Genomic DNA, 22,644 nt, shown 5'->3' on the forward strand with positions numbered 1-22,644 from the left:
GAGGTCAAAAAATTATGGCTAAAATCATAGGCGGTTTGGCGGTTTCCCATACACCCACTATTGGCTTTGCGGTTGATCACAACAAGCAGCAGGAAGGTGCCTGGGCACCGATTTTCGATGGCTTTGCGCCAATGCAGCGCTGGCTTGAGGAGAAGAAACCGGACGTGCTGCTGTATGTGTTTAACGATCACGTCACCTCCTTCTTTTTTGATCACTACTCGGCGTTTGTGCTGGGCATTGATGACGAATATGCCGTGGCGGATGAAGGCGGCGGCCCACGCGATCTGCCGCCAGTAAAAGGTCATGCGGCGCTGTCACAACATATTGGTGCCAGCCTGATGGCGGATGAGTTCGATATGTCATTCTTCCAGGACAAAGCGCTGGATCACGGCCTGTTTTCACCGCTGTCGGCGCTGGCGCCGTGGCAAGGCGGCTGGCCGATGCAGGTCGTTCCGCTGGCGGTAGGCGTTTTGCAGTTCCCGATCCCGACGGCGCGTCGCTGCTATAAGCTGGGCCAGGCGCTGAAACGCGCGGTGGAAAGTTTCCCGGAAGATTTGAAGGTTGCCGTAGTGGCAACCGGTGGCGTCTCACATCAGGTGCACGGCGAGCGTTGCGGCTTCAACAATCCGGAATGGGATGCGCAGTTTATCGATTTGCTGATCAACGATCCTGAACGCCTGACCGAAATGACGCTGGCTGAATACGCCACGCTGGGCGGCCTTGAAGGCGCGGAAGTGATTATGTGGTTGATCATGCGCGGGGCGCTGTCGGCAAACGTTGAGAAGCTGCATCAGGATTACTACCTGCCTTCAATGACCGGTATCGCCACGCTGATCCTCGAAAATCAGTCACGCGAAGCACCGGTTGATGTACATCAGCGCCAGCGCGATAAGATCAACCTGCAACTCAGCGGTGTGGAAAAGCTGCCCGGCACCTATCCGTTCACCCAGGCTCGCAGCTTGAAAGCCCTGCGCATCAACCGCTTCCTGCACCGCATGATACAGCCAGAGTGGCGTAAGCGATTCCGTGAAGCCCCGCAGGCGCTGTATCAGGAAGCCGGGCTGACCGCTGAGGAGCAAACGCTGATTACCCAGCTCGATTGGCGCGGCATGATCCACTATGGCGTCAGTTTCTTCCTGCTGGAAAAGCTGGGTGCGGTGGTGGGGGTGTCTAACCTGCATATTTACTCGGCGATGCGTGGTGAAACGCTGGAACAGTTCCAGCAGACGCGCAATCAGCAGGTGCTCTACTCTGTTGCAGGGAAAGCTGACTGATGATTACGCAACCGGTTATCGACTGCCATCACCACGTTTTCGATCCCCAAAGATTCCCCTGGGCGCCCGAGAGCGCCTATAACCCGGACGGACACGAACTGGCGACGCCCGATTACTACCGCGCTGTGATGCAAGCGTACAACATCCGCCACTCGCTGATTGTTGGGCCAACATCGGGATATAACACCGACAACCGCTGCCTGCTGGATACCATTAAGCGCGGTGAGGGACGTTTTAAGGGGATTGCCGTCACGCCGCGTGATGTCGATAGCGACACCCTCGCCAGCCTGAAGGATCAGGGCATCGTCGGGATTGCGCTGAACGTGGCGATGCTGGGCACCGAGCCGTTTATGCAGCTGGATGCCCTGATGGGCAGGTTGGCGGAATTGGATCTGTTTGCTCAAATTCAGGTGCAGAACAACCAGCTGCTGGCGCTGATGCCGCTGCTGTCACGCACCCGCACGCGTTTGCTGATCGATCACTCCGGTCGGCCAGACGTCAGCGCGGGCGTAGCGCAACCGGCCTTTCAGGCGCTGCTGTCGCTGGCCGGCCAGCAGCGCACCAGCGTGAAGCTTTCCGGGCTGGCGAAATTCTCCCGGCAGCCCTATCCCTTCAGCGATGGTCATCCTTACCTGCTGGCATTGCTGGACGCTTTCGGCGCGGAAAACTGCCTATGGGGATCGGATTGGCCGTTCCTGCGCGCCACTGAACGCATGGATATGGGCACGCAACTGCTGCTGATAGAACAGCTGATCCCCGATGAAAAAAGCCGCCGTCAGGTGCTTTGGCACACCCCTAAGCGGCTGTTTGGTTTTACTGAATTACAGGAGTCACCATGAGAACCATCTATGTACTGAACGGCCCGAACCTCAATTTGCTGGGCACCCGCGAACCCGAAACCTACGGTGCCGACACGCTGCAAAGCGTCGAAGCGCTGTGTCGCGCAACGGCGGAAGAGCTGGGCGTGGCAATTGAGTTTCGTCAGACCAACCACGAAGGGGAAATGATCGAGTGGATTCAGCAGGCACGGCTAGAGGCGCTGGCGCTGGTGATCAACCCGGCGGCGTGGACGCACACCTCCGTCGCGATACGTGACGCTGTCACCGGTGTGGCGCTGCCGCTCTGGGAAGTGCACATCACTAATGTGCATAAACGTGAGCCCTTTCGTCACCACTCCTATCTTTCCGACGTCGCACAAGGGGTTATTTGCGGCTACGGTATTCGCGGATACCGCTATGCGTTGATGGAAGCGGCGCGCGTCGGCTGATTATTCATCCTGGCCGCACACTTCACGCAGGCAGCGGATCAGCGCATCCGCTGCCGGTGAGTGCAGACAGCCCGCACGCACCGTCAACCCGATGGCGCGATCGGTATCCGGTAACGGCACCGGCAGCGCCACCAGCGCGCCGGACGCCAGTTCCACTTCCAACTGATGGGCAGAGACCGCCGCCAGCATATCCGACTGCATCAGCAAGCCGCGCACCAACGCCAAATCGCCGGTTTCCACCACTGGGTCAGGTGCTGGGATGCCCATCGCCTGAAAGCTATTATTCAGCAGATAGCGCGCCGGCGTGGCCGAACGCGGCAGCACCCAACGCGCAGCACGCAAATCATCAGTGGAAAGATCACGTCCTACCAGCGGATGATCGTGACGCGCCAACAACACCATACGTTCGGAGAACAGCATTTCGCGCGTGACGTCCAGTGCGTCTTCATCGCGGCGCAGCGCGCCAAAGATAAAATCGATATCACCCGAGCGCATTTCCGAGGCCAGCACGCCAAAGGCGCTTTCACTGGTCACCACACGTACGCCCGGATAACGCGCTGTCAGCATCACGATCGCCTGCGGCAAAATGCGCGTGCGTCCCAGCGGCAGCGCGCCAACGCGTACGGTTCCCTCAAGTATCCCGCTGCGGGCGGCAATATCGGCCGGAATATGGCGCAGTTCATTCAGTGCACGCCGCACGTTTGCTTCAATTTCACGTCCGGCCAGCGAAGGCATCATGCCGTGCGGCGTACGCTCCAGTAGCGCGATGCCCGCGCCGTTTTCCAGCACGCGCAGCGCCGCGCTCACCGCCGGCTGGCTAAGTCCGAGACGCGCCGCCACCGTCTGCATATGCCGTGTCTGACACAGGGTGATAAAAATTTGCAGCCGACGCACGTTAAACAGCCACAGCGGTTCCGCATCGCTGCGCTGCGCACCGCGTCCCTGCAATTTTGCCAGCCGCTGCGGCACCTGATGCAACTCCTCAATCGCCCGCAGCGCGCGCGGCAGCACACATTTACCGAAGTCTGTCAGCATCATGCCACCCGCGTGACGTTCAAACAGCGTGACACCTAACGTGAGTTCCAGATCGCGAATGGCGCGGGTGATGGCTGACTGGGTGCGAAATAATTCATCTGCCGCACGTGAGACACTGCCTTGTGCAACCACCTGACTAAATGCTCTGATTTGCATCAGATTTGTTAGCTCCTGCGTGCCCTTTTCCGCCATCTTTACCTGTCCATTTTCGCCAGCGATCGATGTCGCAATATAAATAAAACGCATACCCACTGCAATTAAATGAATTATCGCCACTGCGTTGGCAATGACAGCATGGAAAAAACAGCGGAGGAGTATGCCATGACTAACAACACCCCCAAAAAAACCGCGCTGGTGGTCAGCGCTCACTCAGCGGATTTCGTCTGGCGCGCCGGCGGCGCCATCGCTCTTCATCATGCGCAGGGCTATGACGTCCACGTCGTGTGTCTCTCATTTGGCGAGCGCGGTGAATCAGCCAAACTGTGGCGTAAAGGGGAGATGAGCGAGGCGAAAGTGAAAGCCGCCCGCCGCAGCGAGGCGCAGGCGGCCGCCGAGATCCTCGGTGCCAGCATCGAATTTTTTGATCTCGGCGATTATCCGCTGCGTGCCGATAAAGAAACCCTGTTCCGCCTCGCCGACGTCTATCGCCGGGTGCAGCCGCACTTTGTTCTGACCCACTCGCTACAGGATCCCTATAACTACGATCACCCTATGGCCACCCATCTGGCGGAGGAAGCGCGCATTATCGCCCAGGCTGAGGGCTACCGTCCGGGCGAAAAAATCGTCGCTGCGCCGCCGGTTTACTGCTTCGAACCGCACCAGCCTGAGCAGTGCAACTGGAAGCCGGATGTGCTGCTGGATATCACCTCGGTGTGGGACAAGAAATATCAGGCAATTCAGTGCATGGCCGGGCAGGAACATCTTTGGGAATACTACACGCGCGTGGCACAGCAGCGCGGCGTGCAGGCCAAGCGTAACGTCGGGATCACCAGCCAGCGCGATATCGTTTATGGCGAAGGCTATCAAAGCATCTTCCCGCGCGTAACGGAGGATCTGGCATGAGCCTCATCGCTAAAAAAGGTGTCGCGGTGCGACATATTGCCCGCGCGGATCGCGCGGATATCGATGCGCTGGCCCGTTCAGGTGTCGCCACCGTGCATGAAGCGCAGGGGCGCACAGGCTTGCTGGATCCCGCCATTCGCCCGATTCAGCAAGATTGTGGCATTGCGGGCAGCGCGATCACCGTGCTGGTGGCGCCAGGCGATAACTGGATGTTCCACGTGGCGGTAGAAATGTGTCAGCCGGGCGATGTGCTGGTGGTCGCGCCGACGTCGCCGTGCAGCGATGGATTCTTCGGCGACCTGCTAGCGACCTCACTGCAGTCGCGCGGTGTACGCGGGCTAGTGGCGGATGTGGGGGTGCGCGATAGCCGCACATTGCGCGCAATGGGGTTCGCCGTCTGGTCGCGTGCGGTATATGCGCAGGGCACCGTAAAAGAGACGCTCGGTTCGGTCAATGTCCCGCTCGTGTGCGCTGGACAGCTGGTCTGGCCTGGTGACGTTATCGTGGCCGATGACGACGGCGTGGTAGTGGTGCCGCGCAGTGACGCCGCCAGCGTGGCAGAAAAAGCGCGTCAGCGTGAAGCGCTGGAAGAGAGCAAACGTGCCCGCCTGGCAGACGGTGAACTGGGGCTGGATATTTACCAGATGCGCCCGCGCCTGGCGGAGAAAGGCCTGCGCTATCTCGACACGCTTGAGCAACTGGAGGAGTAAACCATGCGCCAGCGTCGCATTCCCTGCTTGTTGATGCGCGGCGGCACTTCAAAAGCCGCCTGCTTTCTGGCCCAGGATCTGCCAGCCGATCCCACGGCGCGTGACCAAGTGCTGTTGGCGGTGATGGGATCGCCCGATATTCGTCAGATCGATGGCTTAGGTGGCGCCGATCCGCTCACCAGCAAAGTGGCGATCGTCAGCGCGTCCAGCCGCGACGATGCCGATGTCGATTATCTGTTTGCCCAGGTTAACGTTGACCGTCCCAGCGTCGATTACGGGCAAAACTGCGGCAACATTCTCGCCGCGGTGGGGCCTTTTGCCGTTGAGCGCGGCTTGGTCGCGGCGGGCCGTGAACGCACCAGGGTGCGCATTTTTATGCAAAACACCGGGCAGATTGCCGAGGCGGCGTTCGCCACCCTTGACGGTGAAGTCGACTATGACGGCGATCTACGCATTGACGGCGTGCCAGGCAGCGCAAGCGAGATCACCCTCACCTTCAAAGATATTGCCGGCTCGAGCTGCGGCGCGCTGCTGCCGACCGGTCAGTCGCGCGATCGTTTTGATGGCATCGACGTCACCTGCATCGACAACGGCATGCCGGTCATCCTGGTGCGTGCGGCGGATGTCAATCGCAGCGGCTATGAAAGCCGCGACGAGTTAGATAACGACAGTGAGCTCAAGCAGCGGCTGGAGTCGATTCGCCTGCAGGCCGGGCCGCGTATGAATCTGGGTGATGTCAGCCAGCGTACGGTGCCCAAAGTCACGCTGTTGGCCGAAGCGCGCCACGGCGGCGCAATCAGCTCTCGCACCTTTATTCCGCACCGCTGCCACGCCTCGATTGGCGTGCTTGGTGCGGTGAGCGTCGCCAGCGCCTGCCTGATCCCCGGCAGCGTCGCCGACGGACTGGCGCGCACCAGCCAGCAACCCCAACAGCGCCTGAGTGTGGAACACCTCAGCGGCGAATTCAGCGTGCTGCTGCAGCGCGTGGGCGATAACCCGCTGGCGGGCTGCGGTCTGCTGCGCAGCGCGCGTGCCATTTTTACCGGTGAGGTAATGATTCCGGCGGCGGTCTGGCCATTCAGCAAGGAGTAATTGATGAACATCACCTTTATCGGTTTTGGCGAAGCAGGCGGCATTCTCGCCCATGACCTTCAGGCACAGGGCAATGCGGTGACGGTATGGGATCGCAAAGCCCTTGCGGCAGAAACTCTGCCCACGCTGCAGCTCAAAGCACAACAAAGTGGCGTGCGGCTGGCCGCTTCGCTGGCGGATGCGCTGCAGGACTCCACGCTGGTGTTCTCCACCGTTACCGCTTCACAGGCACTTAACGTGGCACAGCAGACGGCAGCGCTGTTACAGGCTGGGCAGCATTTTCTCGATCTCAATTCGGTGGCGCCGCACACCAAACGCGCCGCGGCAGAAGTGATTAACGCCGCGGGTGCCAGCTATATCGACGTGGCGGTGATGGCGCCGGTGCCGCCCAAGCGGCTGGCGACGCCGCTGCTGTTTGGCGGTGCTCAGGCTGAGCAGGTGCAGCCGCTGCTGCAACAGCTGGGCCTCAACAGCCGCATGTTGGGATGCGAAGTAGGTGAAGCCTCGGCAATTAAGATGTGCCGCAGCGTGATGATTAAAGGCCTGGAGGCGCTCACCACCGAATGCCTGAGCGCAGCGCGGCAGTACGGCGTTGAGCAAGCGGTGCTCGACTCGCTGCACGCCAGTTTCCCTTCACTGGGCTGGAACGATCAGCTGCCGCACTACCTGATTAGCCGCGTGGCGGAGCACGGTCAGCGACGCGCCGAAGAGATGCAGGAAGTCGTGAAAACGCTGCAAGACGTCAAGGTGCCGGCCGCCATGAGCGCAGCCATTGTTGCCACGCAGCAAGGCCTGATTGATGCGTTAAACGCCCGTTCCCTGCGCTATCAACAACTGACACCGTTCATCTGGCAAGCGACGCTGGATAAAATTTATTCATCTCAATGAGTTATGCGGATAGAGGTATGCGTTTTGTTTATCGGCGATTGTTTACATTTTTGCAACAGCGTAGCGTAAGCGAGACGAGAAACGCGTTTTAAAACAATAAATATCGGAAGCAAAACATGAAGATTAGAGCATCTGTCACCCTTTCCCTGCTGCTGGCAGCGGGTATTGGCCAGGCCAGCGCAGCCACGCTGGACGCCTCTCACACCAACCAGGTTATGACCCGTGTGAAAAACAGCATCAGTGCCCAGCACAGCACCGGCTGTGTGGCGGTAGTTGATGCCAGCGGCACGCTGCTGGCCTTCCAGCGCCTTGACGGTGCCTCACCGGGCTGCGTCGATGCCGCGATTGGCAAAGCACGGACTTCTGCGCTCTATCACGCCCCTTCCCTGAAATTTATGCAGCGTCTGCAGAGTGGCGAAACCACGGTACTGGCCATCCCACATGCCGTGGCTCTCGGCGGCGGTTTTCCGCTGTCTCTGCAAAACGAAGTGGTTGGCGCCGTTGGTGTCAGCACGCCAAAACAGGAGCTGGATAACCAGGCTTCAGAGGCTGCCGCTCAGGCGCTGAAATAACGTTCGGGGATTTCCATGATGACTCTTTCACGCCGCCGGTTGCTGACCGGCACGGCGGGCCTGTTGGTGGCTGGCGTCCTGACGCAGGTGCTACCCGCGAGCCTGGCTTTCGCCTCGCCACCCCTGGCCGCAGCCGTCGCGCCCTCCGCCAGTTTTCGCGCGATTTCCGTCAGCCTGACCGGGCTGGACCAGCCGGATGCCATGCTGGCGCAGCGCCTGTACAGCTGGCTGCACGACCATGTTCCGCAGCTGGATAGCCAACTCGATACGCTCAGTGCGCTGCTGCAGCAGCAGCCCGCCGCCAACGGCAGTAGCCTGCTGACGCTGTTGAGTACGCAGCCCAAAGCCCTGAACGATCTTTATCAAACGTTGGTTTCCGGCTGGTATCTGGGCATTGTCGGTCCGCTGCCGCACCCGCAGTGCATCGCCTTCGAAAATATTGTCAGCTATCAGCTGGTACGCGATTCCCTGTTACCACCGAGCTACGCGCCGGGGCAACCTAACTTTTGGACGCAGCCGCCTGCAAGGAGAGCACATGTCTGATTCATTAAGCGCCGATGTGGTGGTGATTGGTGCCGGGATTGCCGGTTCACTGGCGGCACTAAAGATGGCCAACGCTGGCGCGTCGGTACTGATGCTGGAGTCCGGACCGGAGATTAAACGCGATCAGGCGGTGGAGTATTTCCGCAACTCGCCGTTTAAGGGCGACTTCACCGAACCTTACCCACCGCAGCCGTGGGCGCCGCAGCCGAAGTTCATCCCCAGCGATAACAATTACCTGATCCAGAAAGGCCCGGATCCCTATCGCGCCCAATATCTGCGCGGCACCGGCGGCACCACATGGCACTGGGCTGGACAAGCGTTCCGCTTGTTGCCGAACGATATGCGTATTCAGTCGCTGTACGGCATTGGCCGCGACTGGCCGATCAGCTATGCCGAACTGGAACCCTATTACTGTGACGCCGAATACCAGATGGGCGTTTCCGGTGACAGCGATCTGGCTTCGCCGCGTTCACGCCCTTACCCGCTGCCGGGTATTCCGCTGCCCTACGGCTTCGATCGCCTGAAGCAGCGTCTCGGTCCGCTGGGTTATGAGGTTGGCATTGGTCCACAGGCGCGCAACAGCATCGCCTATGACGGACGCCCGGCCTGCTGCGGCAACAATAACTGCATGCCGGTGTGTCCGATTGATGCGCAGTACCACGGCGGCATCGCCGCACGTAAGGCGCTGGATGCTGGCGTAAAAATCGTTACCAATGCGGTGGTGTTTCGCATTGAGGCCGACGATAAAGGCACGATTCAGGCAGTGCATTATCTCGATCAGAATAAAGCGCGTCATCGCGTCACCGGCAAACAGTTTGTCCTGACGGCCAACGGCATCGAAAGCCCGAAAATCCTGCTGCTTTCAACCAGCGATCGCTACCCGAACGGCATCGCCAACCGTTCCGGCATGGTGGGCCGTAACCTCATGGATCATCCCGGATCGTCAGTTGAGTTCTACGCCGATGAGCCGGTGTGGTTTGGCCGTGGCCCGATGCGGCCCGGTAGCATCAATAATCTGCGCGACGGCGAATTTCGTGGTGAGCGTTCTGCGCTGCGTATCGACCTCGCGAACACGTCGCCGGTGCGTTATCTCACCGAGCGTTTGGTACGTCAGGGCTATTATGGCAAGGCGCTTAACGACAAGCTGGCCTTCCAGGCCGAGCGTTTTGTCCAGCTGAAGTGCCTGCTGGAGATGCTTCCAGAGCCGCAGAACCGCGTCACGCTGAGCAAAACCGAGAAGGATGCCTGGGGCATACCACGACTCGAGGTGTATTACAGCTTCCCGGAATATGTGCATCGCGGCTATGACCAGTCGATGATCGACTTCCAGCGCATGGTGAAACAGATGGGTGGAACGGAGGCGGTCTACAGCAAGCGCGGCGTTTATGACAACAACCAGCACATTACCGGCACCATGATCATGGGCAGTAATCCGCAGGATTCGGTAGTGGACGGTCACTGCCGTACCCACGATCACCCGAACCTGTTTATCGCCGGTACCGGCATTATGCCGTCGGCCTCAACGGTCAATTCAACGCTGACCGGAACCGCGCTGGCGCTGCGTATGGCCGACAGCGTTCTGGCAAGCTTATAAGGAGCCCCGATGAAACCTGTATTTATTCAGGCCGCTATCGCGGTGGTCCTGATGCAGTGCGCCGTGGCGCAAGCGGCTGACAATGCCGCCCAGATTAAGCGCGGCGAATATCTGGCGCGTGCCGGTGACTGTACCGCTTGCCATACCGCGACCAACGGCCCGCTGTTTGGCGGCGGCTTTGCGGTGAGTACGCCTTTCGGCCAGATTTGGGGCAGCAATATCTCGTCCGATAAGCAGTACGGTATCGGCAACTGGAGCGACGATCAGTTCGTTGCTGCGGTGCGCGACGGCATTGGCAAAAACGGCGAGCAGCTCTATCCGGCGATGCCGTATGACTCCTTCACCAAAATGAAGCGCGACGATGTGCTGGCGATCAAAGCCTATTTGCTGTCGATGCCGCCGGTACATCAGGCCTCACCGCAAACCGACCTGCCGTTCCCGTTCAACCAACGTTGGGGGATGCGCTTCTGGAAGTGGTTTAACTTTGATAAGGGCGAATTACAGAACGATGCGCAGCAGAGCGCGCAGTGGAATAACGGTCGCTATCTGGTCGAAGCGCTTGCACACTGCGGCACCTGTCATACGCCGCGTAATCTGACCATGGGCATGGACAACGATAAAGCGCTGGCCGGCGGCGATCTCGGCGGCTGGATGGCGTACAACATCACGCCGGATAAACAGGCTGGCATCGGTGACTGGAGTCAGCAGCAGTTGGTGACCTACCTGAAAACCGGATTTGTTGCCCATAAAGCCAGCGCCTCCGGCCCGATGGCCGAAGCGATTGAGCACAGTCTGCAGCATCTGCCGGACAGTGACTTGCAGGATATCGCCACTTATCTGCGCAGCGTCAAGCCCCAGCCGGACCAGCAGCAAACCCATCCACGCGACTGCTGGGGACAACCTTCCACTGCGCTGATTGCACTGCGTGGCACCGATGACGCGACGCGCAACGCCCAGCCCGGTGCCGTGCTGTTTGCCGGTAACTGTGCCAGCTGCCACGGGGCGGAAGGTGCGGGATCGGGTAGCGGTTTCCATGCTTATCCGTCGTTATATCATCACACCAGCACCGGCGCGGCAGATGCGCTCAATGTGGTGTCGGTAATCCTCAACGGCGTACATCGCCACATGACCGAAGGCGAAGTCTTTATGCCGGCCTTTGCGCCAGAGCTCAGCGACCAGCAGGTGGCGGACGTCAGTAACTTTGTCACTCAGCAGTTTGGTAATCCGGCTGCAGCCAACGTCAGTGCGAAGCAGGTGAAAGCGTTAAGGCAGGATGCAAAATTGGCTTCACCACCCACCTTCAGTCAGGGGGATAAGCCTTAATCAACGCTATCGGCGGCGCATGGCGCGTCGCCGATGTATTAACGGTTACTGATAATTCACCGTCACTTCACTGCTCACCACGCGCAAGCCCGGCGGCAATGCGCCCTTCCCCTGAAATCCAAACGCCAGATGCAGCGTCTCTTCCGCTGCCACATTGGCTAAGCCGCGCGTACTGCCGCTGGCCCCTTCGATTTCGACACAGCGATCGGCCGCACACAAACGCACCACCAATCCCGACGGCGCAGGACGGCTAAGCTGATAACGCCAGTTCACCACCGAAATAGTGCCCGGCGCGCTTGACGGCGCACGCAGCGCGGGTGTTATCAGCCAGTTACCGCGCACGCCGAGGCTGGGGCCGCTGGCGTTGGCGGTCCAGGCACCGCTGGCCGCGTTGGCAGCGAGCGGCAACGCCATCATCGGCAACATCATTAATGCCCAGCACCAGCGACGCATTACTTGCCTCCAATGGTAGCGGTCATGCGGATCTGACGGTTATCGGTCAGCTCCATATTCGACAACACAATCAGCTGCGGCAGATTGCGGCGCAGGAAGCGCGCCAGCAGCGCACGCAGCGGATGATTCACCAGCAGCACCGGTGGCGCGCCCACCATCTCTTGCTGCTGCAGTGCGCCTTGCGCCTGCACCAGTAAGCGATCCGCCAGACCGGGTTCGAGTCCGCCGCCGCCCTGCAGTGCTTGCAGCAGCAAACGTTCCAGGGTGGCGTCGAGGCCAATCACCTGCACTTCGCCGTTGCCTGGGAACCACTGTTGGGTGATTGCACGTCCCAGCGCCACGCGTACCACGCTGGTCAGCTCTTGCGGATCGTTTTGCACTGGCGCATGTTCCGCCAGCGTTTCGATAATGGTGCGCATATCGCGAATTGACACCCGCTCGGTCAGCAGGTTTTGCAGTACTTTGTGCAGCGTGGTCAGGGTAATGACGCCCGGCACCAGATCTTCGGTCAGCTTTGGCATCTCCTGCGTGACGCGATCTAACAGCTGCTGCGCTTCCTGACGGCCAAACAGCTCGCTGGCGTATTGTCCAATCAGGTGATTGAGATGCGTTGCCACCACGGTGCTGGCTTCTACCACGGTAAAGCCCTGAATCTGCGCCTGCTCTTTCAGGGCGCTGTCGATCCAGATCGCCGCCAGACCAAAGGCCGGATCGACGGTCGGCTCACCCGGCAGCGAACCGGCGGCGGTGCCAGGATTGATCGCCATCCAGCGGCCCGGATAGGCATCACCGCTGCCAATCTCCACGCCTTTCATCAGGATGCGGTAACGTGCGGGCGGCAGTTCCATGTTGTCACGGATATGAACCACCGGCGGCAGGAAGCCCACCTCCTGCGCGACCTTCTTACGAATACTGCGGATGCGTCCCAGCAGTTCGCCGTTTTGCAGGTGATCGACCATCGGAATCAGGCGATAACCCACTTCCATGCCGAGCGAATCCTCCAGCTGCACATCGGTCCATGACGCTTCCACGGTGGCGGGCGTTTCCTGAGGTTTCACCAAACCTGAGGCTTCTGCGGGTTTCTTCGGCTGCATTTCGCGGCCGCGCAGCCACCAGGCCAGGCCCAACAGCGCGGCGGTAAACAGCAGGAAGACCAGATTGGGCATGCCCGGCACCAGGCCCAGCAAACCAATCACGCCGCCACTCAGCATCAGCACACGCGGATTCTTGAACAGCTGGGTCACCATCTGCTCGCCGACATCCTGATCGGTGCCCACGCGGGTAACGATGACACCGGCGGCAGTGGAGATCACCAGCGCCGGGATCTGCGCCACCAGGCCATCACCGATGGTTAACAGCGTGTAGGTTTCGCCAGCGTGACCGAGATCCATACCGTGCTGCACCACGCCGACCAACAGGCCGCCGATGATGTTAATCACCATGATCAGGATACCGGCGATGGCATCACCGCGAACGAACTTACTCGCACCGTCCATTGAGCCGTAGAAATCAGCTTCCTGCGTCACTTCGGTACGGCGTTGCTTGGCTTCTTGCTCACCAATTAAGCCGGCGTTGAGGTCGGCATCGATCGCCATCTGTTTGCCGGGCATTCCATCCAGTACGAAACGTGCACCGACTTCGGCGATACGTCCGGCACCTTTGGTGATGACCATGAAGTTGATGATAACGAGGATGATGAACACCACGATACCGATGGCGAAGTTGCCCCCCACCAGGAAGTGACCAAAGGCTTCCACCACGCGTCCGGCGGCGTCGGCGCCGGTATGGCCTTCCAGCAAAATGATACGGGTGGAGGCGACGTTCAGCGCCAGACGCAGCAGCGTCGAGAACAGCAGAATGGTCGGGAACGCGGCGAACTCCAGCGTGCGCTGGGTGAACATCGCCACCAGCAGCACCATGATTGACAGCGCAATGTTAAAGGTGAACAGCAGGTCAAGAATGAATGCGGGTAACGGCAGCACCATCATCGACAGGATCAACATGATCAGTACCGGGCCAGCCAGCACCTGCCATTGCGTGTCTTTAAAGTTGCCCGGTAAACGCAGCTTCTCGGCTAAATTAGCCATCGTTTCTGTTCTCTCCTGCAAAGTCCATATCTGCCGGAACCGGCAGGTTTTTTGGTTTGTTTGGAATCAGGCCGCCTTCACGCTTCCAGCGTCGCAGCTGCCAAACCCACGCCAGTACTTCGGCCACCGCGCCATACAGCGCGCCGGGGATGAACTGACCAATTTCTGTGTGTCGATACAAGGCACGCGCGAGCGGCGGTGCTTCAAGAATCGGGATACGGTGCTCTTTGGCTAATTCACGAATTTTCAAGGCGATATCGCCTGCACCTTTGGCCACCACTTTCGGCGCGCTCATCTTGCCTTCCTGATACTTCAGCGCCACCGAGTAGTGCGTCGGGTTGGTGACGATGACATCGGCTTTCGGCACATCGGCCATCATGCGGCGGCGCGCGGCGGCGCGCATCGCCTGACGAATACGCCCTTTAACATGGGGATCGCCTTCGTTCTGCTTATGTTCGTCGCGGATTTCCTGGCGCGTCATCTTCAGCTTTTTGAAGTAACTGTAGAGCTGCCAGAACACGTCAAAGCCCACCATCGGGAACAATCCCAGCATGACCAGCCCGCAGCAGGCGGCAATCATCGACAACCCGTGATGCAGCGCATTGACCGGCGATTCGCTCATCAGGCGTAGCATCTCTTCCCAGTGGCTCCAGATGTACCAACCGGCCACCACCCCCACCAGCACCGCTTTCATAATGGATTTCACCAACTCAGCCGCGGTTTGCCCGGAGAACATACGGCCGATGCCCGTGAGTGGGTTGAGCTTTTTGAGGTCGAATTTGATGGATTTACCGCTGAAGTTGAGGCCGCCCAGCGCCATCGGTCCGGCAATCGCCACCACCACTAAGCCGCCCATGAGCGGCAGCAGTGCGATGACCGCCTGCTTAATCAGGCTGCCGATGTGACCAATAATGACTTTGTCGTCGTTCACCATGCCGTGATCAAAACGAAAACCGGTCGCGACCATGCTGGCCAGACGCTCCGCCATGCTGTTACCGCCGACCCACAAGATCAGCAATCCAATCAACAGCATCATCACTGAAGTCAGCTCGCGCGAACGCGGAATCTGCCCTTCCTCACGCGCTTTCTCAAGTCGGTGGGGTGTGGGCGATTCTGTTTTGTCCTCGTTACTCTCTTCAGCCACAACGCACCTCAGCTGGCAGGAATTCTGAGCATAGAATGCCAAAACCCTGTCAGGCTAAAGCGAGGATTAGAGGGGGGAAATGTGAGTTTATTTAGCCATAAGTGAAATTGTGTTCTGCTGCGGCGCTGTTTGCTGGGTGTGCGGCAGGCGATAAAAGCGCACCACCTCGCCCACCAGTAACAGCGCGGGCGACTGCGGCTGTTCACGCGCCACCGTCTGCGGCAGTTCAGCAAGGGTGGTGATTATCACTCGCTGATCCACGCGGGTCCCGTTTTCGATAATGCCAACGGGCGTCTCGGCGCTGCGTCCCTGCGCCAGTAGCTGGGCGCTGATGCTAGCGCTCCACTTCAGCCCCATATAAAACACCAGCGTCTGGTTGTCTGTGGAAAGGCTGGCATCGGCCAGATGCGGTTCACCGCTTTTGCCGTGACCGGTGATTAACCGCAGCGACTGTGCGCAATCGCGGTGCGTCAAGGGAATTCCGCTGGCTGCTGCACATCCGGCGGCGGCGGTAATGCCCGGCACCACCTGACACGTAATCCCCGCCTGCTGAAGAAACACCATCTCTTCGCCACCGCGTCCGAAGATAAAGGGATCGCCGCCTTTCAGCCGTACCACTTGCCGCCCGCTGCGGGCTAAATCCACCAGCAGTTGATTGATCTGCGCCTGCTTTAAGCCGTGGCTGCCGGGCTTTTTGCCGACATCTATCGCCAGCGTCGCAGGTGGCACTTCGGCCATAATCGCCTCGCTCACTAACCGGTCATACACCACAACATCGGCGCTGTTGATGAGCCGCCAGGCTTTTAGCGTGAGCAGTTCCACATCACCCGGGCCTGCACCAACCAACCAGACAGTGCCTGGAGGATGCTCACGGCCTGATGGATTAAACAGCTTATCAAGGGAGTCACTGGCTTGCGTCATGAGGTTCTCCGTTACTGCGCCACGCGCAGAGATGAGAGCAGTTGTTTTAGCTCCGGGATGCAGGAGCCACAGTTGGTGCCGCACTTCAGTACGGCGCCGAGCGCTGCCGGAGAGCCGCAGCCCTGTTCAATAGCCCGGCGGATCGCCACTTCTCCCACGCCAAAGCAGCTGCAAAGCGTGCGCCCCTGGCTGGCACCCTGCGCCGGGCGGCCGCCCAGCAACACGTGTCTCTGCTGCGGTGACGCTGGCGTCTGGCTGAAAGCCTGGGCGACATAGGCATGGTCAATCTCCGGTAACCACGGCCCAGCATAAAAAGCACATGCCAGCTTGCCGTCCCGCCAGCCGAGCCAATGCAACTGCTGCCCTGCCTGCGCCTGTTGCCATTGCAATTCAGACATGCCCGGGATCTGCATCAGCCACGCGCTAGCTTGGGTATCACCCGCCAGCACGTAGCGCTGCACCCCGGGCTGTGGCGCACGCGACCAATACAGCAGATGCGGCGGCGCGATGATCTGCGGCAGCCACAACCAGCCCTGCCAGCTCGGTCGCAGCGGCTGCAGGCGCACCGCGGTTTGCTTTAATGCTGGCTGACCCGAAGCAGGACAACAGTTGGCGGCAACTAATCCATCCACATTGGCCTGCCCGCTAAACTGCCGCGTCCAGTGCATCGGTATAAATACGTGTCCACGCTGAAGTCCGTTATCAATCAGTACGCGTCCGCTCCACCAGCCCAGCTTTGACTGCACGCGCGTCACATCGCCCTGACTCAATCCCTTCGCTGCCGCGTCCAGCGGATGCAACGCGACAAAGGGCTCATCGTAATGCTGCATCAGACGCGGCACGTTGCCAGTGCGCGTCATGGTATGCCACTGATCGCGAATGCGCCCGGTATTCATTAGCAGGGGATAATGGGTATCCGTGTGAGTTTTGATAGGGATGGCTGGCGGCAGCAGACGTGCTTTGCTGTCGGCATAAAAGAAACGGCGATCGGCAAATAACCGCGCGGTACCGCTGGGTGCCCGGGCGTTGAGCGGCCACTGCACCGGCGCTAGCTGGTCATACTCTTCGCGTGTCATCTGTGCCAGCCCGCTGATATCGAAGGCGCGTGTGCCGTGATTCTCAAAGCCCGATAGCGCGGCGTGCTCGGCGAAAATTTCAGCGGGATGCTGCCACGTAAACGCCGCGCCAAAGCCGAGTCGTTTTGCTACCTGCGTTAGCAGCCACCAATCGGCTTTGGCCTCACCTGCCGGCGCGATAACACTGCGCTGGCGTGAAATACGCCGTTCGGAGTTGCTCACCGTACCGTTTTTCTCGCCCCACGCCTGCGCTGGCAATAGCACGTCGGCAAACTGCGCGGTATCGCTGTGGGCACTGACTTCTGATACCACCACCAGATCGCATTTCGCCAACGCCTGTGCCACGCGATTGCCTTCTGGCATGGAAACCGCGGGATTGGTGCCCATGATCCATACCGCTTTGACGTCGCCACGTTCGATGGCATTGAACAGATTGACCGCAGAGAATCCGGGCTGGCGCGCAACGCGTTTGGTCCCCCAGAAACGCTCTAGCCGATCAACGTCTTCCTCACCAAAACCCATATGCGCCGCCAGCTGATTGGCTAAGCCGCCCACCTCACGTCCGCCCATGGCGTTCGGCTGTCCGGTCAGCGAAAACGGACCGCAGCCTGCCCGACCCATTTTGCCCGTCAGCAAATGCGCATTGATGATGGCATTGTTGTTATCGCTGCCGGTTTGCGACTGATTGATACCCATGCACCACAGCGTCAGGACGCGCGACTGAAAGGTGAACTGCTGCCAAAAAGCGAGGATGTCGCGCTCGCTCAGCTGGCAAGCTTCTGCCACCGTTGCCACATCCCAGGCTTCACAGGCGGCTAAGGTGCTTTCCACATTCGTCAGATGCGGCAACATGCTGGCATCCACGCCGTCATGATGCGCCAGCCAGTTCAGCAACCCGGCAAATAGCGCGCTATCGGATCCCGGTTGCAGCGCCAAATGCAGGTCGGCAATATCACAACTGGCGGTGCGACGTGGATCGATCACGATCAGCTGCATTTCCGGGCGATCGGCTTTTGCCTGCACCAGGCGCTGCCACGCCACCGGATGCGCCCACGCCGCGTTAGAGCCCACCAGCACCACCAGATCGGCCTGTTCGAAATCGTCATAGCAGCACGGCACGGCATCGGCGCCAAAAGCACGTTTATAGCCGACCACCGCTGAGGCCATACAGAGCCGCGAATTGGTATCAATATTGGCCGCGCCAATAAAGCCCTTCATCAGCTTATTGGCCGTGTAATAATCTTCCGTCAGCAACTGACCCGAGCCGTAAAAGGCCACTGCCTGCGGGCCGTACTGATTGATGATGCGCCGAAATCCTGCCGCCACATGATCCAGCGCGGCATCCATGCTGACGCGTTGACCGTTGATCTGCGGCCACAGCAAACGCCCTTCGTGCGTCAGGGTGTCGCCCAGCGCCGAACCTTTCACACACAGTCGACCAAAATTAGCCGGATGCTGGCGATCGCCGCTGACCGGCGCATCCAACGCGTTAACCTCCACGCCGCAGCCCACGCCACAGTAGGGACAGGTGGTTTTCATGATGCCGCCGCCAGCGCGAGAATGGGCTGATGACCGAGCCATACTTTGCCGCCCTCCACGCGTACCGGCCAGCAGCGCAGCTGATGCTCAGCATTATCAAGGCTTTGCCCGTCGCGCAGTCGCACACGCTGTTTGTAGAGCGGAGAAATCACCACCGGCTCACCCGCTACATCACCGAGAATACCGCGTGACAGCACGCTGGCTGAGGTGCCGGGTTCAATATCTTCCAGCGCGTAAATCGCCTCGCCGAAGCGGAACAACGCGACGCGCTGACTGCCGAGTCGCGCGCCAATCCCGGCAGAAGGTGGAATCGCATCGGCATCACAAATTGCGCTCCAGGGTTCAGCGGGCAAGGTGGTGATGGGGATGGTCTCCAACGACGCCGGCTGGCGCTGGCCGCGTGCCTGCACATAATTGAGGGTTTCGTCCGGCTGTTCGCTGTTGATGGTGGTGGTAAACAGCGCGCGACGCGAGGGATCCTGTAGCGTGCAGTGCCACTCGCATTGGTAACGATCGACCACTCGCTGCATCTCCAGCTCCAGTAGCCCAGCAATACCGAGCGAATCCTCGATCACCACCTGCCGCAGATACGCCAGCCCGCCCGCCATGTTATCCATCCACACGCTGGTTCGTTGCAGACGATCCGCGGTGCGCACATAGAACATCAAAATGCGGTCAACATAGCGCAGCAAGGTTTCGTCATCCAGATCGCTGGCGAACAGATCGGCATGGCGCGGCTTCATCCCACCGTTGCCACACACGTACAGGTTCCAGCCTTTATCCGTAGCAATCACGCCAATATCTTTGCTCTGTGCTTCGGCGCATTCACGCGTGCAGCCGGAAACCGCCATTTTGATTTTGTGCGGTGCGCGCAATCCTTTATAGCGATTCTCCAACGCGATGGCGAAAGCGGTGGAATCTTGCACGCCATAGCGACACCAGGTGGATCCGACGCAGGATTTTACCGTGCGCAGTGATTTACCGTAGGCGTGGCCGGTTTCGAATCCCGCCGCAATTAGCTGTTCCCAGATATCCGGCAGTTGATCAAGTCGCGCACCAAACAGATCGATGCGCTGACCACCGGTAATTTTGGTGTAAAGATCATAACGCGCCGCCACTTCACCAATAGCAATCAATCCTTGTGGCGTGATCTCACCCGCTGGCACCCGCGGTACCACCGAATAGGTGCCATCTTTCTGAATATTGGCGAAGTAGCGATCGTTGGTATCCTGCAGTGGCAGATGCTCCGGCTTCAGCAGGTAATCGTTCCAGCACGACGCCAGCAACGATCCGACCAGCGGTTTGCACACTTCACAGCCGTGCCCACGTCCGTGGAGCTGCAACAGTTGCTCAAAGGTGGTGATGTTGCCCACACGGATCAGGTGATACAACTGCTGGCGTGAGTAAGCAAAATGCTCGCAAATGTCCTTCTTCACTTCCACGCCCTGGCTGGCGAGCTGGCACTCCATCACCTGTTTCACCAACGCGCTACAACCGCCGCAGCCCGTTGCCGCTTTGGTGCAGCTTTTGATCGCTGTCATATCACGGCAGCCGCTCTGCACCGCGCTGCAAATGTCTGCCTTGCTGACGTTATGGCATGAACAGATTTGCGCGCTGTCCGGCAGGGCCGCAACACCCAGCGCTTTGGCTGGCGCACCGTCGAGCGCTGGCAGAATCAGGCTTTCAGGTGCTTCCGGCAACGGCAGCTGATTGAGCATCATTTGCAGCAGGCTGGCGTAATCACCACTGTCACCCACCAGCACACCGCCGAGCAGGGTTTTACGATCTTTGCACACCACTAGTTTTTTGTAGATGCCTTTGGGATTGTCGATCCATTGATAACTTTGGCTGTCGGCGGTGCGGCCATGCGCATCGCCAAACGACGCCACTTCCACGCCTAGCAACTTGAGTTTGGTGCTCATGTCGGCGCCGCCGAACACCAGATCTTCCTGCGCCAGCTGCGCCGCCAGCACGCGCGCCATCTGATAGCCGGGCGCAACCAAGCCAAAAATCTGCCCTTGCCACAGCGCACATTCACCAATTGCATACACTCCTGCAGCGCTGGTGGTGCACGCGTCATCAATCTGAATGCCGCCACGCTCGCCCAGTTGGATGCCCGCCGCCCGCGCCAGCGCATCACGCGGGCGAATACCGGCTGAGAACACCAGTAAATCGGTTTCCAGCACGCTGCCATCGGCAAAGCGCAGCTGTAGGCTACCATCCGGCAAACGCTCAATCGCTTCGGTTTGTTTGCTGGTATGCACCTGTACGCCAAGCGCACTGATTTTGCCGCGCAGCATCTGCGCACCGCCCTCATCCAGCTGGACCGCCATCAGGCGCGGAGCAAACTCCACCACATGCGTTTCCAGCCCGAGTTGCTTTAGCGCATTGGCGGCTTCAAGACCCAGCAGCCCACCGCCAATCACCACGCCACGCGTCGCTCGTTTGGCGCAGTCGGCAATCGCATCCAGATCGGCCAGCGTGCGATAGACAAAGCAGCGCGCATCATCATGACCCGGCACCGGTGGCACAAACGGCACTGAACCGGTTGCCAGCACCAGCTTGTCCCACGCCAGTTCCGCACCACTGGCATCACGCAAACTGCGTTTTTCCGTATCAATCGCCACCACTTCACAACCGCTGCGCAGTTCGATGCCGTGTTGCTGAAAGAAGTTATCGCTCACCAGTGACAAATCGTCGGCGCTTTTCCCGTTGAAATAGTCGGTCAGATGCACGCGGTCGTAGGCCATTTGCGGCTCATCGCCGTATACCACAATGTGATAGTGCTGATGCAGTTCGCGACTCACCATGTGCTCGAGAAAATGGTGGCTGACCATACCGTGACCAATCACGGCGAGAAGTGGTTTGCTCATCATCGGGCTTCCTGCAGCGCTCGGCTGCGTTATGTTGTCGTCAAGACCGAACAGCGCGTTGATTCCCACGCGTGCGGCCTGCTGAAGTGAGGGCAGCAACGTACCGGACGCCTGGCTGTCGCCAAACAGCAGCACGCCGCGCAGTGCGCCATCGCGCAAAAACAGCCGGCGATAGTGCCGGTTAACAGAATCAAAACTGCTAATGGATTCGCCTTCGCCGATGTCACCCGCACTGAACATCTCAATGCCGCTGACTTTCAGTCGTGTGCCGTTTTCCTGGTAATAAAAGTCAGCCAGCGGTTCACCGGCAAGATGCGCCGCCAGTACCGTCGCTTGCGCCAGGCAAGGTGCAATTAAGCCGAAGGTTTCACCGCTGATTTCGCAGCATTCGCCGAGGGCATAGACATCCGGCAGCGCGCTTTGCAATTGGCGATTGACGATAATGCCGCGCTGACAGGGCACGCCTGCCGCCTGTGCCAGCGCAATCTCCGGCAGCACACCAATGGCGATCACCACCTGTTGCGCGGCAATATCATCACCCTCGCTCAGCGTGACGCTATCAGCGCCAATCGACTGCAATGACACGCCGAGCCGACAGGTAATACCGCGCTGCGTGAGATGCTGCTGCAACAGCGCACCTGCTTTGGCATCCAGTTGGCGATCGAGCAGCCATGGGCGGTGATGCAATAGCGTAACGTCACGCCCACGCTGACGCAGCGCCGCCGCCGCTTCGACGCCGACAAATCCGCCGCCGAGCACCACCACCGGACCGAGAGAGGCCAGCAACGTTTCCACATCGCGCACGGTACGAAAACCCTGTACATGAGGGCGATGAATACCAGGTAAATCGGGCATACGCGGCTGCGATCCGCAGGCAAATACCAGCTTGTCCCAATACAACGTGCGCCGATCCGTCTGCACCGTGCGGGCGTCAATATTCACCTGCAGCGCCTCTTCTCCCATCAAGAGCAGAACCTGATGTGCGGCGTACCACTCGGGTGTATGAATCAGCGTCTCGTTAAAGGCTTGTTCACCCGCCAGCACCGGCGACAGCTGGACACGGTTATAGTTACCGTGGTGTTCACGGCCAATTACCGTGACAGTGTAACGATCTGCTGCACGTTGCAGCAGGGTCTCTACCATGCGCATCGCCGCCATACCGTTCCCGATCACCACCAGTCGCTGCACCAT

18 protein-coding genes are annotated in these 22,644 nt (G+C 59.5%); 11 read left to right on the forward strand and 7 right to left on the reverse strand.

Translation table 11 applies throughout. The annotated features are described in order from the left end of the window. The first annotated feature begins 14 nt into the window (after positions 1-14). The 3 genes from AC6I8K_RS10855 to aroQ are packed head-to-tail and all read left to right on the forward strand — an operon-like array spanning position 15 to position 2,541. On the forward strand, positions 15-1,274 hold the full coding sequence (locus AC6I8K_RS10855; protein ID WP_483817571.1) for a gallate dioxygenase: 1,260 nt from the start codon (positions 15-17) through the stop codon (positions 1,272-1,274). Then, complete coding sequence (locus AC6I8K_RS10860) at positions 1,274-2,113, forward strand: amidohydrolase family protein (RefSeq protein WP_483817572.1); 840 nt, start codon at positions 1,274-1,276, stop codon at positions 2,111-2,113. Before AC6I8K_RS10855 ends, AC6I8K_RS10860 begins: the two co-directional genes overlap by 1 nt. Continuing rightward, on the forward strand, positions 2,110-2,541 hold the full coding sequence (aroQ, locus tag AC6I8K_RS10865; RefSeq protein WP_483817573.1) for a type II 3-dehydroquinate dehydratase: 432 nt from the start codon (positions 2,110-2,112) through the stop codon (positions 2,539-2,541). The genes AC6I8K_RS10860 and aroQ overlap by 4 nt, the downstream gene beginning before the upstream one ends. Here aroQ and AC6I8K_RS10870 read toward each other — a convergent pair whose 3' ends face one another. Beyond that, on the reverse strand, positions 2,542-3,768 hold the full coding sequence (locus tag AC6I8K_RS10870) for a LysR family transcriptional regulator (protein WP_483817895.1): 1,227 nt from the start codon (positions 3,766-3,768) through the stop codon (positions 2,542-2,544). A gap of 129 nt (positions 3,769-3,897) precedes the next feature. Here AC6I8K_RS10870 and galB point away from each other — a divergent pair, with 129 nt between their 5' ends. The 8 genes from galB to AC6I8K_RS10910 all read left to right on the forward strand — a co-directional run bounded on the left by galB (position 3,898) and on the right by AC6I8K_RS10910 (position 11,360). Next, a complete protein-coding gene (gene galB, locus AC6I8K_RS10875) occupies positions 3,898-4,638 on the forward strand; it encodes a 4-oxalmesaconate hydratase (RefSeq protein ID WP_497826703.1) in 741 nt (246 codons plus the stop codon). Beyond that, positions 4,635-5,348: a 4-carboxy-4-hydroxy-2-oxoadipate aldolase/oxaloacetate decarboxylase gene (locus AC6I8K_RS10880; protein WP_497826704.1), complete on the forward strand. Its 714-nt coding sequence runs from the start codon at positions 4,635-4,637 to the stop codon at positions 5,346-5,348. The genes galB and AC6I8K_RS10880 overlap by 4 nt, the downstream gene beginning before the upstream one ends. A 3-nt stretch (positions 5,349-5,351) precedes the next feature. Then, positions 5,352-6,440, forward strand: a complete 1,089-nt coding sequence (locus tag AC6I8K_RS10885) for a 4-oxalomesaconate tautomerase (protein WP_497826705.1) — start codon at positions 5,352-5,354, stop codon at positions 6,438-6,440. Positions 6,441-6,443: 3 nt separating this feature from the next. Then, complete coding sequence (locus AC6I8K_RS10890) at positions 6,444-7,328, forward strand: NAD(P)-dependent oxidoreductase (RefSeq protein ID WP_497826706.1); 885 nt, start codon at positions 6,444-6,446, stop codon at positions 7,326-7,328. Between the two features lie 116 nt (positions 7,329-7,444). Beyond that, positions 7,445-7,900: a GlcG/HbpS family heme-binding protein gene (locus AC6I8K_RS10895; RefSeq protein ID WP_483817578.1), complete on the forward strand. Its 456-nt coding sequence runs from the start codon at positions 7,445-7,447 to the stop codon at positions 7,898-7,900. A gap of 15 nt (positions 7,901-7,915) precedes the next feature. Next, complete coding sequence (locus AC6I8K_RS10900; RefSeq protein ID WP_497826707.1) at positions 7,916-8,443, forward strand: sugar dehydrogenase complex small subunit; 528 nt, start codon at positions 7,916-7,918, stop codon at positions 8,441-8,443. Then, the gene (locus tag AC6I8K_RS10905) at positions 8,436-10,037 is read left to right on the forward strand and encodes a GMC family oxidoreductase (protein WP_483817580.1); all 1,602 of its coding nucleotides are present in this window, start codon (positions 8,436-8,438) and stop codon (positions 10,035-10,037) included. The genes AC6I8K_RS10900 and AC6I8K_RS10905 overlap by 8 nt, the downstream gene beginning before the upstream one ends. 9 nt (positions 10,038-10,046) lie before the next feature. Continuing rightward, the gene (locus tag AC6I8K_RS10910; protein ID WP_497826708.1) at positions 10,047-11,360 is read left to right on the forward strand and encodes a c-type cytochrome; all 1,314 of its coding nucleotides are present in this window, start codon (positions 10,047-10,049) and stop codon (positions 11,358-11,360) included. A 45-nt stretch (positions 11,361-11,405) separates the two neighbouring features. Here AC6I8K_RS10910 and flhE read toward each other — a convergent pair whose 3' ends face one another. The 6 genes from flhE to nirB form a co-directional block, all read right to left on the reverse strand. Then, positions 11,406-11,813: a flagellar protein FlhE gene (gene flhE / locus AC6I8K_RS10915; protein ID WP_064738942.1), complete on the reverse strand. Its 408-nt coding sequence runs from the start codon at positions 11,811-11,813 to the stop codon at positions 11,406-11,408. Beyond that, positions 11,813-13,900 carry a flagellar biosynthesis protein FlhA gene (gene flhA / locus AC6I8K_RS10920; protein ID WP_064738943.1) on the reverse strand — a complete coding sequence of 696 codons (2,088 nt, stop codon included), beginning with the start codon at positions 13,898-13,900 and terminating at the stop codon, positions 11,813-11,815. The genes flhE and flhA overlap by 1 nt, the downstream gene beginning before the upstream one ends. Then, on the reverse strand, positions 13,893-15,044 hold the full coding sequence (gene flhB, locus AC6I8K_RS10925; RefSeq protein WP_064738944.1) for a flagellar biosynthesis protein FlhB: 1,152 nt from the start codon (positions 15,042-15,044) through the stop codon (positions 13,893-13,895). The genes flhA and flhB overlap by 8 nt, the downstream gene beginning before the upstream one ends. Before the next feature lie 87 nt (positions 15,045-15,131). Then, positions 15,132-15,965 (reverse strand): uroporphyrinogen-III C-methyltransferase, encoded by an 834-nt coding sequence (cobA, locus tag AC6I8K_RS10930; protein ID WP_064738945.1) that lies wholly within the window; start codon positions 15,963-15,965, stop codon positions 15,132-15,134. Positions 15,966-15,976: 11 nt separating this feature from the next. Then, a complete protein-coding gene (locus AC6I8K_RS10935) occupies positions 15,977-18,580 on the reverse strand; it encodes a nitrate reductase (RefSeq protein ID WP_497826709.1) in 2,604 nt (867 codons plus the stop codon). Continuing rightward, entirely contained in the window at positions 18,577-22,644 is a 4,068-nt protein-coding gene (gene nirB, locus AC6I8K_RS10940) for a nitrite reductase large subunit NirB (RefSeq protein WP_483817582.1), read from the reverse strand. Before nirB ends, AC6I8K_RS10935 begins: the two co-directional genes overlap by 4 nt.

Source organism: Pantoea sp. X-Soil-ISGK-421 (genome assembly GCF_059730785.1).

Bases quoted from the DNA above. Each gene is read 5' to 3' on its own strand.
- flhA (WP_064738943.1), bottom strand. From the start codon at position 13,900: ATGGCTAATTTAGCCGAGAAGCTGCGTTTACCGGGCAACTTTAAAGAC.
- AC6I8K_RS10910 (WP_497826708.1), top strand. From the start codon at position 10,047: ATGAAACCTGTATTTATTCAGGCCGCTATCGCGGTGGTCCTGATGCAG.
- AC6I8K_RS10900 (WP_497826707.1), top strand. From the start codon at position 7,916: ATGATGACTCTTTCACGCCGCCGGTTGCTGACCGGCACGGCGGGCCTG.
- AC6I8K_RS10870 (WP_483817895.1), bottom strand. From the start codon at position 3,768: ATGGCGGAAAAGGGCACGCAGGAGCTAACAAATCTGATGCAAATCAGA.
- cobA (WP_064738945.1), bottom strand. From the start codon at position 15,965: ATGACGCAAGCCAGTGACTCCCTTGATAAGCTGTTTAATCCATCAGGC.
- AC6I8K_RS10935 (WP_497826709.1), bottom strand. From the start codon at position 18,580: ATGAAAACCACCTGTCCCTACTGTGGCGTGGGCTGCGGCGTGGAGGTT.
- AC6I8K_RS10855 (WP_483817571.1), top strand. From the start codon at position 15: ATGGCTAAAATCATAGGCGGTTTGGCGGTTTCCCATACACCCACTATT.
- AC6I8K_RS10895 (WP_483817578.1), top strand. From the start codon at position 7,445: ATGAAGATTAGAGCATCTGTCACCCTTTCCCTGCTGCTGGCAGCGGGT.
- AC6I8K_RS10860 (WP_483817572.1), top strand. From the start codon at position 1,274: ATGATTACGCAACCGGTTATCGACTGCCATCACCACGTTTTCGATCCC.
- aroQ (WP_483817573.1), top strand. From the start codon at position 2,110: ATGAGAACCATCTATGTACTGAACGGCCCGAACCTCAATTTGCTGGGC.
- AC6I8K_RS10885 (WP_497826705.1), top strand. From the start codon at position 5,352: ATGCGCCAGCGTCGCATTCCCTGCTTGTTGATGCGCGGCGGCACTTCA.
- AC6I8K_RS10890 (WP_497826706.1), top strand. From the start codon at position 6,444: ATGAACATCACCTTTATCGGTTTTGGCGAAGCAGGCGGCATTCTCGCC.
- AC6I8K_RS10880 (WP_497826704.1), top strand. From the start codon at position 4,635: ATGAGCCTCATCGCTAAAAAAGGTGTCGCGGTGCGACATATTGCCCGC.
- flhE (WP_064738942.1), bottom strand. From the start codon at position 11,813: ATGCGTCGCTGGTGCTGGGCATTAATGATGTTGCCGATGATGGCGTTG.
- nirB (WP_483817582.1), bottom strand. From the start codon at position 22,644: ATGGTGCAGCGACTGGTGGTGATCGGGAACGGTATGGCGGCGATGCGC.
- AC6I8K_RS10905 (WP_483817580.1), top strand. From the start codon at position 8,436: ATGTCTGATTCATTAAGCGCCGATGTGGTGGTGATTGGTGCCGGGATT.
- galB (WP_497826703.1), top strand. From the start codon at position 3,898: ATGACTAACAACACCCCCAAAAAAACCGCGCTGGTGGTCAGCGCTCAC.